The following is a 14,481-nucleotide window of genomic DNA, read 5'->3' as shown; positions in this document are numbered from 1 at the left end:
GTTTGCAGTTCGATTCAGACCTGCGGGCCCGTCGGACCGGCGACGGGACCTTCGAAGGCGGCCCAGGCGATGTGGCTCTCGCGCAGCAGCACCTTGAGGCCGGTGACCGCCTTGCCGCCTTCGCCCATGGCACCGCTGGCCAGCGCCTGGGAGAGCAGGCCGTGGATGTGCAGGCAGAGGAATTCGGTCGTGGTGTTCCGGCCGGCGAAGGCGGGCTCCGCGTCGAGGTTCCGGTAGTCGAGCCCGGCCAGCACCTTCCGCAGCTCATCCTTCGCGAGGCCGATATCGATCAGGAGGTGCAGGTCATCGAGCCGCGGCGCGCGGAACTCCGCCTCCACCACGAAGGTCGCGCCGTGCAGCCGCTGCGCCGGCCCGAACTCGGCGCCGCGGAAGGAATGGGCGATCATGATGTGGTCGACGACGGTCAGACTGAACATGCGGCACACTCTCTTATGTATAGGAGACAGTGGGGCAGAGCGGCGCGGGCTCTCCCGCGGGCGGCGACAGCAGGCCGGGCAGCGCCGCCGGCAGATCCGGGAAGCGGGTCGCGGGGCCGACCAGCGCATCGAGCCTGGGATCGGCGAGCAGCGCCAGCGCCAGCGCCAGCCGTTCCCCATGGGTGCGGCGGCCGCGCATCGCGGGTGCGACGGCGCCGACCTGGGTCGAGACGATGGACAGGCGCTTCGCATGGAAGGCTTCGCCGAGGGGCAGCGGGCACTCGCTGTCGCCGAACCAGCTCGCCTCCACGATCCGCGCCTCGAAGGCGCAGAGCTCCAACGCCCGGCGCAGGCCGGCGGGTGCGGCGGAGGCATGGATGACCAGGTCGCGCTCGCCGGGCACGTCCTCGGGCGCCGCGAAGCGGGCGCCGAGGGCTTCGGCGACGGCGCGGCGGTACGGGTCGATATCGGTCACCACCACCTCGGCGCCCGGGATCTGCGCGAGCAGGTAGGCCGCGAGCAGCCCGACCACGCCGGCACCGATCACCAGCATGCGTTCGCCGGCGAGCGGCCGCGCATCCCAGAGGATATTGAGCGCGGTTTCCATGTTCGCGCCGAGCGCGGCACGCGCATCCGGCACCGCATCGGGGATGGGGATGCACATGCCGGCAGGGGCGAGGAAGCGGTCCTGGTGGGGATGCAGGCAGAAGACGCGGCGGCCGGCCAGCGCTTCCGGCCCCTCCTCGACAATGCCGACCGCGCTGTAGCCGTACTTCACCGGGAAGGGGAAATCGCCGCCCATCAGCGGCGCGCGCATCACCGGCCACTGGCTTTCCGGCACCCGGCCGGCGAGCACCAGGCGTTCGGTGCCGCGGCTGATGCCGGTGACGAGGGTGCGGACGAGCGCCTGGTCCGACGCGCGCGGCGGCAGCACCTCCTCCCGGATCGCGCAGGTGCCGGGCGCCGTCGCCCAGAGGGCGCGCGCCTTCACCGGCAGACCTTCGGGCGCGCGCGGTCGAGCGGGATGTCGAGCAGGATGTCGGGTTCCATCGGGAAGACACGGAAGCTGGTGCGCAGCCCGTCCTCTATCCGTCCGGCCTGCGGCAAAGTGAAGGCGGGAATACCGGAGCCGAGCAGCACCGGCGCCACCGTCACATGCAGACGATCGAGGCAGCCTTCGGCGAGAAAGCGGGAGACGGTGACGCCGCCACCTTCGACGAAGAGCCGCGTCAGCCCCTCGGCGGCGAGTACACGCAACAGCGCGGGGATGTCGATCGCGCCGCTGCCCGCCAGGCGCAGCACGCGGGCATCGCCATGCATGGCGCCGGCAGGCGCGTCGGCGGCGACGACCAGCAGGGTCGGCGGGCCACCGTTGAAGACGCGGTGCGTGGGAGGCAGCCGGGCCCGGGCATCGAGCACGATGCGCATGGGGTCGGGCCCTGCGACCTCGCGCGTCGTCAGGCGCGGATCATCGGCGGCGACCGTGCCGGCGCCGACGATCACGCCATGGCAGAGCGCGCGCAGCCGATGCGTGTGCCGGATGTCGCCGGGCCCGCCGATCCATTGCGAGGAGCCGCTGGCGGTCGCGATCCGCCCGTCGAGCGTCTGGCACAGCCGCCCGATCACGCGGCAGCCATCGCCCGCCGCGGCCGGCGCGAGCACCGGCGCGAAGAGTTCGCCAAGCGAACCGGTGGGTACCGCGGCGCCGTCGCGGGCGCGCAGCACGGCCTGCCAGTCGCGATCCTCGCCCTGATCTCCCATTGCGCGGCGATATGCCCGAGGCCGGGCGCCCTGTCACCGGTGGAGCAGCGCATTGGGGAAGAAGGGCAGCAGCAGTTCCACCCCCAGTCCCGTCAGCACCGGCAGCGCCAGGCCCGCCAGCATGCGCAGCAGGACGAAGCGCGGGCCCAGCACCGGCAATTCCCAGGCGATGACGCGGTGAAAGCCGTAGATCGCCCAGCCGGTCACCAAGGCCGCCATCTGCGGCACGCCGGCGCCGGCCTTGGTGAAGGTCAGCACCAGGGGGAAGGAGACAAAGGGCCCGCCGGGGATGAAGCCGCCGGCCAGCGAGGCGATGAGGATGCCGGTCAGCCCGGATTCATGGCCGAGCCAGCCCTCCGCGATATCGGCCGGCACCAGCTCCGCCAGGAAGGCGGACATCGGCAGCGCGGCGGCAAAGAGGGGCAGCACCCGCAGCAGGCTGTGGCCGCCATCCTTCGCGGCGCGGATCGCCATGCCGCCACCGCGCCTGAGGCAGAAGCCGAAGGCGATCAGGGCCATCAGCCACAGCAGCCCCTGCGTCGCGCTCATTGCGGCGGCGTCCAGCGGATCGGGATCATCCGGCCGAGCCAGCCCGCGAGCAGCGGCAGCGGCAGCGTGACGAGGAAGCGCATGAGGGTGAAATCGGCGCCGAGCAGCGGCACCTCATAGACCAGCAGGCGCTGGAAGCCGTTCAGCGACCAGGCGAAGATGAAGGCAACCAGCGCGCCGCGATCCGCCCCTGCTTGGGCGAGCACCAGCACCAGGGGAAAGGCCGCCATCGGCCCGCCCGGCGTTGCCATGCCGGCGAGCGTCGCGATGGCGAGGCCGCGGATGCCGGCATCCGCCCCCATCCAGCGTGCCAGCGCCCCCGGTGGGACCAGTTGCTTCAGTGCGCCCGCGAGCAGCAGCCCGCCGATGATGGCCGGCAGGATGAAGAGCAGCATGCCGCCCGCCGATTCGAGCGCATGGCGGAAGGCGGCTGGCCCGCGCAGCTCATACGTGCCGATCGCGGCCGCGACGCCGATGACGCAGATGACGAGGAGGGCCAAGTTCTGGCGGAGGAATGCAGGCACCTCCCCAGGCTGCGCCTGCCGCCTTCACCCCGCAAGATGCTGCGCTGCAGTATATGAACGGCACGAGTACTTCGGCGAAGCCAAGCAGGCCGGATGGCCTGCGCCCGGCGTTGGAGGGGGCGTTGATCGCTCTTCGATCAACGCCGCAAGTGCAAGCCTTAGATCCGGGCGGAGAGCGCGAGGGCCGAGGCCGGCTGCTGGATCGGCCGCCGCGCCAGGTTCGCATAGCCCGGCAGCGGGTTCGCTGAGGGCAGCGCCGCCTGCGCGATGGTCTCGATCACCCGCGACTGCAGCGCGATGGCGCGCTGGAGCAGGCGGCGATTCTCTTCGCCGAGGGTCGCGATATGGGCGGCCAGCGCGCGCGCGACCGACTGCTCCGGCCCGACGGCGCGGGTACCGAGCTTCTGGCAGCTCTGCGCGGCGGCGGCGAAGGCATCGGTCGCGCGGAGCTTGTCGCCGGCGAGCTGGCCGGCCGTGGCCAGGTCGAGCTTGGCGAGCGCCGCATTCTCGGCGGCGAGCGCCTCGGCGAGCCGGTGACCGGCGCGGAGCAGGACGTCCATCATGGAGCAGGGTTCCCTCGGGTGGAGCGTGCGGACTGCACGCGGAGCATTTCGCGATAGACGGCATCGGCGATGCCGAAGCCGCCGCGGCGGGAGGCTGCCTGGGCAAAGGCATCGACGAGCATCGGCTGCCACTGCGCCTCGCCGGTGCCGCCGCCGAAGCGGCTGCGCGACAGATCCGCGGTGGCGAACATCGGCTGCAGCATCTGGCCGAGCATCTGGGCCTCGAACCTGCGGGCCGCTTCACGCATCCGCCCCTGGTCGGCGGAGGCGCGCGGGGCGCTGACGCCGGGCGCGGAGGGCGGGGCGAGGGCGGCCAGGGGGGCCGACGGGGCGGGGGCTGGCATCAGCGCAGCTCCAGCTCGGCCTGCAGGGCGCCGGCAGCCTTGATGGTGCGCAGGATGGTGATGAGGTCGCGTGGCCCGACGCCCAGGCTGTTCAGGCCACGGACCAGGTCCTGCAGCGTGACGGAGGCCGGCAGCACGCCCATCCGGCGCTCGCGCTGGTCGTCGACCTCGATCTGGGTGCGCGGCACCACCACGGTCTGCCCGCCGGAGAGTGCATTCGGCTGGCTGACCTGCGGGGTTTCGGTGACCCGGATCGTCAGGTTGCCCTGGGCGATCGCGACGGTGGAGACCCTGACGCCCGCACCCATGACGATGGTGCCGGAGGCCTCCTCGATCACCACGCGTGCCGCCTGGTCGGGCTCGATGCGAAGCTGCTCGATGTCGGTCATGAAGCCGACCGGGTCGCGGCCGGCCAGCGCGACGGAGACCGTGCGCGGATCGCTCGCGACCGCGATCTCGCTGCGCGCGGTGCGGTTGATGGCCGCGGCGATGCGGCGCGCCGTCGTGAAATCCGGATTGCGCAGCGCCAGGCGCAGCTGGTTGCGCCCGGCGAGCTGGAAGGGGATCTCCCGCTCCACGATGGCGCCCGAGGTGATGCGGCCGGAGGTCGGCACGCCGCGGGTGACGCTGGCGCCGGCGCCGCGCGCTGCGATGGCGCCGGTCGCGATCGCGCCCTGGGCGACGGCATAGACCTCGCCATCGGCGGCCAGCAGCGGGGTCACGATCAGGGTGCCGCCCTGCAGGTCGGTCGCGTCGCCGAGCGCCGAGACGGCGATGTCGATTCGGCTGCCGGGGCGGGAGAAGGCGGGCAGATTCGCCGTCACCATCACCGCGGCGACGTTGCGGGTGTCGAGCCGGGTCTCGTTGTCGCGGGTGTTGACGCCGAGCCGCTCCAACATGCCGACCAGGGACTGGCGGGTGAAGATCGCGTTGCGCAGCCGGTCGCCGGTGCCATTGAGGCCGACGACGAGGCCGTAGCCGACGAGCTGGTTGTCGCGAACCCCCTCCACATCGGCGATGTCCTTGATGCGGACTTGGCCGAAGGCGGCGGGCGCCACGAGCAGCAGCAGCAGCGCGAGGGCGATCTTCGCCTTCGGGAAAGGAATACCCGTCACTCTCCGGTCTCCGTTCTGGCGGGCGGCACGACTGCGCCACCGCCCAGGACGGACAGGGCAACCGCCGTGCCAGCCCTGGGACCGGTTTTTCAGGGCAGAGCCCGGCAAGGCTTGCCGGGACCCGGCGCCACCTGCCGGGGGGCGGCACGGGATGGTCGCCCGGAGCGGCCGGTTTGGAGTGAATTCACCCGAACCGGTGTAGATACGCGCAGGAACGAGAAAGGCTGGGGCGATTGAGGCGAGCGCGACAGCGCGAAAGCCGACCCGGGAACTGGAGTAGCCGATGAGCGGCATCCGAGGCATCACGCCGGGCAGCGGCCCGGTTGCGCCGGCGAGAGCGGGGCGCGGAGGCACCGCCTTCCGGCTGGGCGTCGCCGAGGAGGCACCGGCGGCACGCGCCGGCGCTGCGGCGGCAGCACAGGCGGTGGATTTTGGGCTGCTCTCTCTGCAGGAAGGCAGCACGGCCGAAGAACGCGACGCGCGGGCGCGCAAGCGCGGCCTGGCCCTGCTGGAGGAGCTGCAGGAGGTCCAGGTGGCGTTGCTGGGCGGGCGACTCGACCCCGCGCGGCTCGCCCGGCTGGCCAGCCTGTCGGGGGGCGAGCAGGCCGCCGATCCGGCGCTCGCCGAGGCAGTGGCGGCCATCGCGCTGCGCGCCCGGGTGGAACTGGCACGCCTCGAATGCGCCGGGCTTATGGCACGGGAGTGAAAACCGCGCCTCTTCAGGGCTTTGCCGAAATTCCCCCCCTTGGCTTGGATGGGGCCTCGCGCGTATAGAACCGGCGCCCAAGGGGGACCCTCGCGGATCGACCGCGGTGCGGCAGCCGGGCCCTGGGCGGGGGAAGACCGCGATGCTCGTGACGCTGCCGCCGGACTACAAACCCTCGGACGCCGAGGAGTTCATGAACCCCCTGCAGCAGGAGTATTTCCGCCAGAAGCTGCTGCGCTGGCGTCAGGATCTGCTGCGCGAGGCCGGGGAGACGCTGTCCTCCCTGTCTGAAGGGGGGATCACCGAAGCGGATCTCACCGACCGTGCCAGCGTCGAGACCGACCGGGCCCTGGAGCTGCGCACCCGGGATCGGGCCCGCAAGCTGATCAGCAAGATCGACCAGGCGATCGAGCGCATCGAGAACGGCACCTACGGCTATTGCGAGGAGACCGGCGAGCCGATCGGCCTGCGCCGGCTGGAGGCCCGCCCGATCGCGACCATGTCGATCGAGGCACAGGAGCGCCACGAGAAGATGGAAAAGGTCCACCGCGACGACTGATCGCGGTTCCCGGCTTCCCTCTCAGAACGGCGGCGGATCGTCCAGCTCCGGCGGCGGCACCGCCAGCGGGTCACGCTGCAGCAGCCCGGCATCGTTTTCCGCGAATTTCCCCACGCGGTTGTCAACTGGCCAGATTGCGAGCTCCTCGGCCAGGCAGGGTTCCAGCATCGCCAGCAGCTCGTCGGGCGTCGCCTCCTCCGCGCCAAGCCAGGCATCCCACAGCATCGGCGGCAGGATCGCCGGCATGCGCGGATGCACCAGCGCCTGTTTCGGGTTCGATTCGGTGGTGATGACCGTATAGGTGCGGAGCCAGCTGCCGTCCGGCTGCTTCCACCCTTCCCAGAGGCCCGCCACCAGCATCGGCTCGCCGGACGTGAGCGCTGCGGCATAGGCCTGCTTCCGATCCCCGTCCTTCCGCCATTCGTAGAAGCCATCCATCGGCACCAGGCAACGCCGCTTTACGAAGGCCTCCCGGAAGGAGGGCTTCTCCGCCAGCCCGTCGGCACGGGCGTTCATCAGCCTGGCCGCGCCCGTTGCATCCTTCGCCCAATGCGGCACCAGGCCCCAGCGCAGGGCATCGAGATGGCGCTCGCCACTTTGTGGGTGACGGCGGACCACCAGGCTCTCCTGCGTCGGCGCGATGTTCCAGGAAGGCGGATGGTTCGACGCCAGGGCGGACTCGGCGTACTGCGCCAGCTCGGCGGGAGGCCGGAACAGGAAATAGCGACCGCACATCAACCGGGCACCGTCACGGGCATTCCGCGATGTCGCGCCACATGGCGACCCGCGTGCCGCTCGCGGGATCGCGGAAGCAGCCATAGTTCCAGGTGCCCGCGAAGAGGCCGCGTTGCGTCTGATAGCTGCCCTGGCCATCCGGTCGGTTGTCGCGGATGCCGCCCTCGTAGCGGTCGCCGTTGCCCCAGGTATAGACGCCGCGCCCGGTCGCCAGATTGGCGATCAGGTCGCCCTCATAGCGGTCGCCATTCGTGAAGGTATAGACGCCGCGGCCCTGCGCGCGGTCGTCCACGATGCCGCCTTCATAGGTGTTGCCATTGGGGAACAGGATGCGGCCGCGGCCATTGCCGCGCCCGTCGCGGAAACTGCCGGTGTAGCGCTCACCGCCCGGGGCGATGGCGCTGCCTTCGCCCTCGATGCGGCCGCGGCGGAAATTGCCGGTCACGGTCCTGGCGCGCGCGGCGCCGTCCTGGGGCCAGGTGAAGCGCGCCTCGCCCGGGCCTTCGGCCGGGCCGCGCGGGCAGGCGCCGGTCCAGGATGCCGCGACGCCGGGCGCTGCGGTGTGAGTCCAGAGCCAGCAGCCACTCGCGGCATCGACCAGCCAGCCGGCGCCGCCGGGTGCTGCGAGCGCTGCGGCAGGTGGCGCGGCGGGGCGGGGTGCGGGGACCGCGCGGCGCGGCGCGGATGCAGATATTGCCGCCGCGACCGGCGGCGAGGCGACTGGCGACCCGCCATCGGCAGCGGGGGTGCAGGCCGCGGCCAGAATGGCGGCCATCGCCGCGCTGAGACCACTCTGTATCCGCGCCATGCCGGTTCCCCTCGAGTCCGGCTGGGACGCTAGATCATGGGCGGCCCGTCTTGAACCGCCCATGATCCATTCTCCGTTCTGGAGTGCGTGATTCACCGCCGCGGCCGTCCTGGCCGGCGACGATCACGCCCCGTCGGGGTCAGAAGGGCATCAGGATATCCATCACTTCCTGCCCGTAGCGCGGCCGCTGCACATCGCTGATGGTGCCGCGTCCGCCATAGGCGATGCGCGCCTCGGCCAGCCGGTCATGGCGCACCGTGTTGTCGGAGGCGATGTCCTGCGAACGGATGACGCCGCTGACCTGCAATTCCCGCAGCTCGCTGTTCACCCGCACCTGCTGGCGCCCGGCGACCACCAGGTTCCCGTTCGGCAGCAACTGCGCGACGGTCGCCGCGACGCGCAAAGTCACGGTCTCGTTGCGGCGGACGCTGCCATTGCCGTCGACGCCGCTGGTGCTGCTCGCCTCGACGAGGCGCGACGGGTCGATGGCGTTCGGCAGGATGCGGGTCAGCGAGCTCTCGAGGCCCAGGATCCGCGGCAGCCCCATGCCTTCGCTGTTGTTGCGCGCACGCTGGGTGCGGTTCTGCAGCTCCGCCTCGTCCTGGATGGAGACCAGGACAGTGACGATATCGCCCACCTGCGCCGCGCGCTGGTCGCGCAGGAAGGTGCGGCTGCCGGGACGCCAGAGGCTGTTCGCGACGGTCAGCGGCTCGCCCGGCGCCGGCATCGGCATGGTGACCGGGCGCCAGCGCGGATCGGCGGTCGGGCTGGTGATCGGGTCCATGTCCGGGTCGCGCCCGACGCGGGAAAGACGTTCGAGCGAGCCGCAGGCGGAGACGGCGAGGAGCGGCAGCAGGAGAAGAAGGCGGCGCATGGCGCGGGATCTCCGAGGGATCAGCGGGGGACGGAGGCGAGATAGGCGGGCGGCGTGCGCTGCAGCGGCACCGCGCCGGGCAGGACGCGCACCCGGCCCAGGCCGATGACGGTTCCTTCCACCACCAGGCGGGAGCCGAGGTTCATCACCGGCACCGTCTCCCCGACGGCGGCCGATTCCAGGGCCCGGCCGGCGGCGGTCAGCGAGATGCCGGGCGATTCCAGCACCAGGGTCACCGGCTCGTTGCGGATGACGAGGTTGGGCGCACCGAGATCGGCCTGGATGAAGGCGACCGCGGAGCCGATCGGGCGCCGGAGCTGACGGCCCACGACGTCCTCGAGCCGCTGCGAGGTGCCCCCGCGCACCCGCTCCGCGCGCATGCGGATCAGCCGCGCGTCGCCGGGGGTGACCACGTCGCCGAGCAGCATGCGGCGCGTCGCGACGACGACCGGCACGGTCGGCAGAGCCCGGCCGGTCAGCCGCGCGCGCAGCGCCGGCATGCCGTCGGCCATCACCACCAGCGTGGTGGCGAAGCGCTGGCTCGCCGGGTCGAAATGGCTGCCTTCGTAAGCGACCTGCACCGCCGCGGTGACCGGCACCATGGGCGGGATCAGCCCCGGCAGCTCCAGCTCCGCATCCTCGTCCATGCCGAGTTGGAGCAGCTCGGCCCTGAGCGCTTCCGTGATCTCCTCGCGGCCGACGGGGCGGCCGGGGCGTTCCACGACCACGCGTTCATTGGCGCTGAGCGGACGCCAGGCCAACCCATAGAGGCGCGCGATGGCGACGAGCTGCGGCGCTTCGATCAGCATGCGGCGCCCGGGCGGCGGCGCGGCGCCGAGCGTGACGTCGCCGCGTGGGCCGGCATTCTCGAAAAGATCGGAGAGACGGATCACCTCGCCATCGACCAGCGCGAGCGGCCGCACGGCGACCATCTCCTGGGCGGAGCCGCGGCGGGCGAGCGCCAGGGCGGGGAGGGCGGCAAGCAGGGCGCGGCGTTGCACGATCATCCCCCTCAGCGCATCGAGGTCAGGGTGCGGAGCATCTCGTCGCTCGCGGTGATGACCTTCGAGTTCATCTCGTAGGCGCGTTGCGCGGTGATCAGCGACGTGATCTCCGACACGACATTGACGTTCGAGGTCTCGACGAAGCCCTGCATCATCTGGCCGTAGCCCGGCTGGCCAGGTGCGGCCTGCTGCGGCTGGCCGGAGGCCGGCGTCGCCAGGAACATGTTGCCGCCGACGGCGTCGAGCCCGCCCTCATTGGCGAAGATCGCAAGCTGGATCTGCCCGACATTCTGCAGGGCCACCTGGCCGTCGAGCTTCACCAGCACCTCGCCCGAGGCGTTGATGGTCACGTCCACGGCGTTGGGCGGGATGGTGACGCCGGGCTGCACCACATAGCCCTCGGCGGTGACGATCTGCCCCTCGGGCGACAGGCCGAAGGTGCCGTCGCGGGTATAGGAGGTCTCGCCGGAGGGCAGCGTGACCTGGAAGAAGCCGTTGCCGCGGATCGCGAGGTCGAAGCGGTTCTCGGTCTGCTGCAGGTTGCCCTGCTCGCTGATCCGGTAGATCGCCGCCGTCCTGACGCCGAGGCCGATCTGCGCGCCGGAGGGCAGCACCGTGCCAGTCTCGGCGCTCTGCGTGCCAGTGCGGCGGAGGTTCTGGTAGATCAGATCCTGGAACTCGGCGCGCCGGCGCTTGTAGCCGGTGGTCGAGAGGTTGGCGATGTTGTTGGAGATGACCTCGACATTGGTCTGCTGGGCCATCATGCCGGTCGAGGCGATGTTGAGCGAGCGCATCGGCGTGTCCTTTTGGAGGTCGGGCGTCAGTTACGGGTGCGGAGCAGGCGGTCGATCACGCTCTGCACGCGCTGGCCCTCGTTCTCGGCGAACTGGGTCGCAAACTGGAATTCGCGGAGCTCGGCGGTGAGCCGGGTCATCTCGGCGATCGGCTGGACATTGCTGCCCTCGACCGCGCCCTGGATCAGGGCGGGGCGATCCACCGGCAGCGGCTGCTCGCCGGCGGCATCGTAATGCCGGTCCCCTTCGGCCCTCAGGCGCTGCGTGTCCTCGAAGCGGACCACGCGGAGCTTGCCGATCGGCCCGTTCTCGGAACGCACCGTGCCGTCGCCCAGGATCTCGATCCGGGTGTCGCCGGGCGCGATCGCCAGCGGCTGCCCCTGGTCGGAAAGCAGGGCATTGCCCTGCATGTCCAGGATCCGGCCGTCCGGGCCGAGGCTGAAGCGACCGGCGCGGGTGAAGCGCTCGCCGCGCGGCGTCTCGACGCCGAAGAAGCCGTCCCCGGTGATCGCGACGTCGAGCGGGTTGCCGGTCTGCTGGACCGGGCCCTGCTCGCCCTGCCGCCAGGTCGCACGGTCCTGGACATAGGCGGTGCGGCGGAGTGCCGCCGGCCCTTCGACACCGGCCGCGCGGCTGATCTGCTCCCCGAAGAGGGTGCGGTTGGCACGGAAGCCGGGCGTATCGGCGTTCGCGACGTTGTTCGCGAGCACCGCCGTCGCACGCTCCTGGAGCGTGAGGCGGGAGAGGATCACATAGCCGGCACTGTCCATCGTCGAACCCTCCGGCAGCCCAAGGGGGGCCGCGTCGGCGGGGATGACCGCAAGCCCCGTGCCAGCGGATGCGGCGGTTTGAGGCGGCGAGGGCTGCCCGGGGCCGGCAGTTTCTGCCGCGACCCGGCCGGAAGCTGCCCTGCAAGGCTTCCGCCCTGCCCAAACGGTCTCTTAAGCCTCCGGAGGGCATGGTGCGGATGCGACGGGGCAGAAGGCTCCGGCACGCAGCAGAAGGCGGAGAAGCGATGGCGGCCGAGGCCGGCAAGGCGGAAGGTGCGGAGGCACCCCCCGCGCGTGGCGGGCGGAAGAAGCTTGTGCTTCTGGCCCTGCCGCTGCTGCTGGCGGGGGCGGGTGCCGGGCTGTGGTTCTCCGGCGTGTTCGGTGCCGGTCATGCAGCCGAGGCGCCGCAGCGCGCGGAAGTGCCGCCGCCGGCCTTCATCGACATGCCCGAGATCATCACCAACCTCAATGTCCCGGGCCGCCGGCCCGTCTTCCTGAAGCTGCGCAGCAAGATCGAGGTCTCGCGCGGTGACGAGGTGCCGGCGGTGCAGGCGGCGATGCCGCGCCTGATGGACCTCTTCCAGACCTATCTCCGCGAGATGCGGCCGGAGGAGCTGCGCGGCAGCGCCGGCACCTATCGCCTCCGGGAGGAACTGCTGGCGCGCGCTAATATCGCCGTCGCCCCGGCGCGCATCACCGATGTCCTGTTCATCGAGATCATCGTGCAATGAGCGGCACCGGACCCGAGAGCGAAGAAGACCTGGCCGCCGCCTGGGGCGCCGCGCTGGAGGATGACGGCGAACCGGCCGCGCCCAGCCTGCCTGAGGCGACCCGCGTCCTGAACCAGGCGGAGATCGACAGCCTGCTGGGCTTCGGCGGCGGCGCCGGCGACGGCGAGGCGCTGACCGGAATCGAGCGCATCATCAGCTCGGGCCTCGTCTCCTACGAGCGCCTGCCGATGCTGGAGATCGTCTTCGACCGGCTGGTGCGGCTGATGTCGACGACGCTGCGCAACTTCACCTCCGATAACGTCGAGGTCTCGATCGACGCGATCTCCTCGCTGCGCTTCGGGGATTACCTCAACTCGGTGCCGCTGCCGGCGATGCTGGCGGTGTTCCAGGCCGAGGAATGGGACAATTACGGGCTGATCGTGGTCGACAGCCCGCTGATCTATTCGGTCGTCGACGTTCTGCTCGGTGGTCGCCGCGGCACCGCCGCGATGCGCGTCGAGGGGCGCCCCTACACCACGATCGAACGGACACTGGTGGAACGGCTGGTGACCGTCGTGCTCTCCGACCTCACCGATGCCTTCGAGCCGCTCTGCCCGGTCAATTTCCGCTTCGAGCGGCTGGAGGTGAACCCGCGCTTCACCGCGATCAGCCGCGCTTCCAACGCCTGCGTGCTGGTTAAGCTGCGCGTCGACATGGAGGATCGCGGCGGCCGGATCGAAATGCTGCTGCCCTATGCGACGCTCGAGCCGGTGCGCGAGATGCTGCTGCAGCAGTTCATGGGCGAAAAGTTCGGCCGCGACAGCATCTGGGAGACCCACCTGGCCGAGCAGCTCCGCGACACCGCGGTCGCGCTCGAGGTGGTGCTGGCCGAGCAGGTGATGCCGCTTTCGACCGTCCTCAATCTCAAGGTGGGCGACCGCATCGCGCTTGGCGTCACGCCGGGCTCGCCGGTGCGGCTGCGCTGCGGCGACGTCGCGATGTTCGAGGCGCAGCTCGGCCGGCGGGAGGAACGCCTCGCCGTCCGCATCGAGCGCGAGTTGCGCCAGGAGACGGCCGATCCCCGCCTGCCGACGGGGGAGGCATCGGCATGAGCGCTTTCGAATGGGGCCTGCAGCTCGTGCTGCTGCTACTGCTGGGGGCTGCGATCCCCTTCGTGATCCGGCTGGAGCGCGGCCTTTCGGCTTTGCGGCGCGACCGCGGCGCGCTCGATGGTTCCGCCCAGGGGCTCGCCGAAGCGGCGTCGGCGGCGGATGCGACGCTCCGTCGTCTTCGTGCGACGGCGGAGGAGGAGATCCGTCAGCTCGACGAACGCGCCGGTGCGGCGGAGCGGCTGCGCGATGACCTGCGCTATCTGACCGAGCGGGCCGAGAGCCTCGCCGATCGGCTCGATGTGCTGGTGCGCACAGCGCGGCCGCTGGCGGCCGAGGCCACGCCGGCTGCTCCGGCAACCGAGGATACTGCAGCGCCGCGCAGCCAGGCCGAGCGGGACCTGATGCGCGCCCTGAGGATGGCACGATGAGGCGGCCGCGCATCCTGCCCGTCGCGGTGACGGCGATGGGCGCCCTGTTCCTGCTGAAGGCGGAAACCCTGTGGCGCAGCGCCAAGGCGCCGTCTGGGCAGGCCGCAGCGTCGGCCGCCTTCGCGATGATCGCCCCCGCACGCGCCTCCGAGGAGACGCGCGCGCCGGCCGCCACCCCCGCAGCGGCTGCTGCACCTGCGCCGGCTCCTGCGGCGGCGCTTCCCCCTGCCGCGTCGCCCGCGGCCGCCCCCGATCCCGCCATCGCCGCGGAACGTGCCGTGCTGGAGCAGTTGCGCGCCCGGCGCGCCGAGCTGGAGGCGCGCGAGCAGGCCGCGGTGCAGCGCGAGGTGATGCTCGCGGCCGCCGAGCGTCGGCTGCAGCAGCGCATCGAGGAACTCAGCGCCATGCGTCGCCGGCTGGAGGCGATGGAGAGCGCCCGGGGCGAGCGCGACGAAGCCGGCTGGCGCGGGCTGGTGCGCCTCTACGAGAATATGCGGGCGCGCGACGCGGCCGCGATCTTTGACGATCTGGAAATGCCTGTCCTGGTACAGATCCTGGATCGCATGGGTGAGCGGAAGGCGGCACCGGTGATCGGCGCCATGCGCCCCGATCGGGCGCGGTCGCTCACCGCCGAGCTGGCGCGCTTCCGCGCTCAGCGCAACCCGAACAACTGAGCGAGCGGGAAGGC

Annotated in this window: 20 protein-coding genes; 6 read left to right on the top strand and 14 right to left on the bottom strand. The window is 71.5% G+C overall.

The window, feature by feature from the left end:
* Positions 1-14: 14 nt before the first annotated feature.
* The 8 genes from GXW71_RS15475 to GXW71_RS15440 all read right to left on the bottom strand — a co-directional run bounded on the left by GXW71_RS15475 (position 15) and on the right by GXW71_RS15440 (position 5,284).
* Positions 15-437: a 6-pyruvoyl trahydropterin synthase family protein gene (locus GXW71_RS15475; protein ID WP_211853430.1), complete on the bottom strand. Its 423-nt coding sequence runs from the start codon at positions 435-437 to the stop codon at positions 15-17.
* 13 nt (positions 438-450) lie between these two features.
* Positions 451-1,428 carry a zinc-dependent alcohol dehydrogenase gene (locus GXW71_RS15470; RefSeq protein ID WP_211853429.1) on the bottom strand — a complete coding sequence of 326 codons (978 nt, stop codon included), beginning with the start codon at positions 1,426-1,428 and terminating at the stop codon, positions 451-453.
* Positions 1,425-2,198 carry a RibD family protein gene (locus tag GXW71_RS15465; RefSeq protein WP_211853428.1) on the bottom strand — a complete coding sequence of 258 codons (774 nt, stop codon included), beginning with the start codon at positions 2,196-2,198 and terminating at the stop codon, positions 1,425-1,427. Before GXW71_RS15465 ends, GXW71_RS15470 begins: the two co-directional genes overlap by 4 nt.
* A gap of 33 nt (positions 2,199-2,231) precedes the next feature.
* A complete protein-coding gene (locus GXW71_RS15460) occupies positions 2,232-2,747 on the bottom strand; it encodes a hypothetical protein (RefSeq protein ID WP_211853427.1) in 516 nt (171 codons plus the stop codon).
* Positions 2,744-3,271 (bottom strand): permease, encoded by a 528-nt coding sequence (locus GXW71_RS15455; protein ID WP_211853426.1) that lies wholly within the window; start codon positions 3,269-3,271, stop codon positions 2,744-2,746. Before GXW71_RS15455 ends, GXW71_RS15460 begins: the two co-directional genes overlap by 4 nt.
* A 158-nt stretch (positions 3,272-3,429) precedes the next feature.
* Positions 3,430-3,834 (bottom strand): hypothetical protein, encoded by a 405-nt coding sequence (locus GXW71_RS15450; RefSeq protein WP_211853425.1) that lies wholly within the window; start codon positions 3,832-3,834, stop codon positions 3,430-3,432.
* Complete coding sequence (locus GXW71_RS15445; RefSeq protein ID WP_211853424.1) at positions 3,831-4,178, bottom strand: rod-binding protein; 348 nt, start codon at positions 4,176-4,178, stop codon at positions 3,831-3,833. The genes GXW71_RS15450 and GXW71_RS15445 overlap by 4 nt, the downstream gene beginning before the upstream one ends.
* Positions 4,178-5,284: a flagellar basal body P-ring protein FlgI gene (locus GXW71_RS15440; protein ID WP_408901826.1), complete on the bottom strand. Its 1,107-nt coding sequence runs from the start codon at positions 5,282-5,284 to the stop codon at positions 4,178-4,180. The genes GXW71_RS15445 and GXW71_RS15440 overlap by 1 nt, the downstream gene beginning before the upstream one ends.
* A gap of 292 nt (positions 5,285-5,576) precedes the next feature.
* Between GXW71_RS15440 and GXW71_RS15435 the strand changes: the two genes are divergently transcribed.
* Both GXW71_RS15435 and dksA read left to right on the top strand, forming a co-directional pair.
* Complete coding sequence (locus GXW71_RS15435; protein ID WP_211853422.1) at positions 5,577-5,999, top strand: flagellar assembly protein FliX; 423 nt, start codon at positions 5,577-5,579, stop codon at positions 5,997-5,999.
* Between the two features lie 142 nt (positions 6,000-6,141).
* Positions 6,142-6,558: an RNA polymerase-binding protein DksA gene (gene dksA, locus GXW71_RS15430; protein WP_211853421.1), complete on the top strand. Its 417-nt coding sequence runs from the start codon at positions 6,142-6,144 to the stop codon at positions 6,556-6,558.
* Positions 6,559-6,579: 21 nt separating this feature from the next.
* On the opposite strand, the gene GXW71_RS15425 is transcribed toward dksA, so the two are convergent.
* The 6 genes from GXW71_RS15425 to GXW71_RS15400 all read right to left on the bottom strand — a co-directional run bounded on the left by GXW71_RS15425 (position 6,580) and on the right by GXW71_RS15400 (position 11,543).
* Positions 6,580-7,293: an SOS response-associated peptidase gene (locus GXW71_RS15425; RefSeq protein ID WP_211853420.1), complete on the bottom strand. Its 714-nt coding sequence runs from the start codon at positions 7,291-7,293 to the stop codon at positions 6,580-6,582.
* A gap of 13 nt (positions 7,294-7,306) precedes the next feature.
* Positions 7,307-8,101, bottom strand: a complete 795-nt coding sequence (locus GXW71_RS15420; protein WP_211853419.1) for an MORN repeat-containing protein — start codon at positions 8,099-8,101, stop codon at positions 7,307-7,309.
* Between the two features lie 139 nt (positions 8,102-8,240).
* Positions 8,241-8,975, bottom strand: coding sequence for a flagellar basal body L-ring protein FlgH (flgH, locus tag GXW71_RS15415; protein WP_211853418.1), 735 nt, complete (start codon positions 8,973-8,975; stop codon positions 8,241-8,243).
* A gap of 20 nt (positions 8,976-8,995) precedes the next feature.
* Positions 8,996-9,976, bottom strand: coding sequence for a flagellar basal body P-ring formation chaperone FlgA (flgA, locus tag GXW71_RS35470; RefSeq protein WP_211853417.1), 981 nt, complete (start codon positions 9,974-9,976; stop codon positions 8,996-8,998).
* 11 nt (positions 9,977-9,987) lie between these two features.
* A complete protein-coding gene (gene flgG, locus GXW71_RS15405) occupies positions 9,988-10,773 on the bottom strand; it encodes a flagellar basal-body rod protein FlgG (protein ID WP_211853416.1) in 786 nt (261 codons plus the stop codon).
* 26 nt (positions 10,774-10,799) lie between these two features.
* Positions 10,800-11,543, bottom strand: coding sequence for a flagellar hook-basal body complex protein (locus GXW71_RS15400; protein WP_211853415.1), 744 nt, complete (start codon positions 11,541-11,543; stop codon positions 10,800-10,802).
* A gap of 245 nt (positions 11,544-11,788) precedes the next feature.
* Between GXW71_RS15400 and GXW71_RS15395 the strand changes: the two genes are divergently transcribed.
* Genes GXW71_RS15395 through GXW71_RS15380 form a run of 4 tightly spaced genes read left to right on the top strand, consistent with a single transcriptional unit; the run spans position 11,789 to position 14,467 of the window.
* Positions 11,789-12,274 (top strand): flagellar basal body-associated FliL family protein, encoded by a 486-nt coding sequence (locus tag GXW71_RS15395; RefSeq protein ID WP_211853414.1) that lies wholly within the window; start codon positions 11,789-11,791, stop codon positions 12,272-12,274.
* Positions 12,271-13,365: a flagellar motor switch protein FliM gene (gene fliM / locus GXW71_RS15390; RefSeq protein WP_211853413.1), complete on the top strand. Its 1,095-nt coding sequence runs from the start codon at positions 12,271-12,273 to the stop codon at positions 13,363-13,365. The genes GXW71_RS15395 and fliM overlap by 4 nt, the downstream gene beginning before the upstream one ends.
* Entirely contained in the window at positions 13,362-13,793 is a 432-nt protein-coding gene (locus GXW71_RS15385) for a DUF6468 domain-containing protein (RefSeq protein ID WP_211853412.1), read from the top strand. The genes fliM and GXW71_RS15385 overlap by 4 nt, the downstream gene beginning before the upstream one ends.
* Positions 13,790-14,467, top strand: coding sequence for a MotE family protein (locus GXW71_RS15380; protein ID WP_211853411.1), 678 nt, complete (start codon positions 13,790-13,792; stop codon positions 14,465-14,467). Before GXW71_RS15385 ends, GXW71_RS15380 begins: the two co-directional genes overlap by 4 nt.
* The last annotated feature ends 14 nt before the right edge of the window (positions 14,468-14,481 follow it).

This window comes from Plastoroseomonas hellenica (genome assembly GCF_018129085.1).
Classification (GTDB): domain Bacteria; phylum Pseudomonadota; class Alphaproteobacteria; order Acetobacterales; family Acetobacteraceae; genus Plastoroseomonas; species Plastoroseomonas hellenica.
This window is presented reverse-complemented; position numbering and strand designations above follow the sequence as displayed.

Excerpts from the sequence above, each read along its gene's own strand:
- GXW71_RS15475 (WP_211853430.1), bottom strand. The coding sequence starts at position 437 with ATGTTCAGTCTGACCGTCGTCGACCACATCATGATCGCCCATTCCTTC.
- GXW71_RS15465 (WP_211853428.1), bottom strand. The coding sequence starts at position 2,198 with ATGGGAGATCAGGGCGAGGATCGCGACTGGCAGGCCGTGCTGCGCGCC.
- GXW71_RS15460 (WP_211853427.1), bottom strand. The coding sequence starts at position 2,747 with ATGAGCGCGACGCAGGGGCTGCTGTGGCTGATGGCCCTGATCGCCTTC.
- GXW71_RS15450 (WP_211853425.1), bottom strand. The coding sequence starts at position 3,834 with ATGATGGACGTCCTGCTCCGCGCCGGTCACCGGCTCGCCGAGGCGCTC.
- GXW71_RS15445 (WP_211853424.1), bottom strand. The coding sequence starts at position 4,178 with ATGCCAGCCCCCGCCCCGTCGGCCCCCCTGGCCGCCCTCGCCCCGCCC.
- GXW71_RS15435 (WP_211853422.1), top strand. The coding sequence starts at position 5,577 with ATGAGCGGCATCCGAGGCATCACGCCGGGCAGCGGCCCGGTTGCGCCG.
- dksA (WP_211853421.1), top strand. The coding sequence starts at position 6,142 with ATGCTCGTGACGCTGCCGCCGGACTACAAACCCTCGGACGCCGAGGAG.
- GXW71_RS15425 (WP_211853420.1), bottom strand. The coding sequence starts at position 7,293 with ATGTGCGGTCGCTATTTCCTGTTCCGGCCTCCCGCCGAGCTGGCGCAG.
- GXW71_RS15420 (WP_211853419.1), bottom strand. The coding sequence starts at position 8,101 with ATGGCGCGGATACAGAGTGGTCTCAGCGCGGCGATGGCCGCCATTCTG.
- flgH (WP_211853418.1), bottom strand. The coding sequence starts at position 8,975 with ATGCGCCGCCTTCTTCTCCTGCTGCCGCTCCTCGCCGTCTCCGCCTGC.
- flgG (WP_211853416.1), bottom strand. The coding sequence starts at position 10,773 with ATGCGCTCGCTCAACATCGCCTCGACCGGCATGATGGCCCAGCAGACC.
- GXW71_RS15400 (WP_211853415.1), bottom strand. The coding sequence starts at position 11,543 with ATGGACAGTGCCGGCTATGTGATCCTCTCCCGCCTCACGCTCCAGGAG.
- GXW71_RS15395 (WP_211853414.1), top strand. The coding sequence starts at position 11,789 with ATGGCGGCCGAGGCCGGCAAGGCGGAAGGTGCGGAGGCACCCCCCGCG.
- fliM (WP_211853413.1), top strand. The coding sequence starts at position 12,271 with ATGAGCGGCACCGGACCCGAGAGCGAAGAAGACCTGGCCGCCGCCTGG.
- GXW71_RS15385 (WP_211853412.1), top strand. The coding sequence starts at position 13,362 with ATGAGCGCTTTCGAATGGGGCCTGCAGCTCGTGCTGCTGCTACTGCTG.
- GXW71_RS15380 (WP_211853411.1), top strand. The coding sequence starts at position 13,790 with ATGAGGCGGCCGCGCATCCTGCCCGTCGCGGTGACGGCGATGGGCGCC.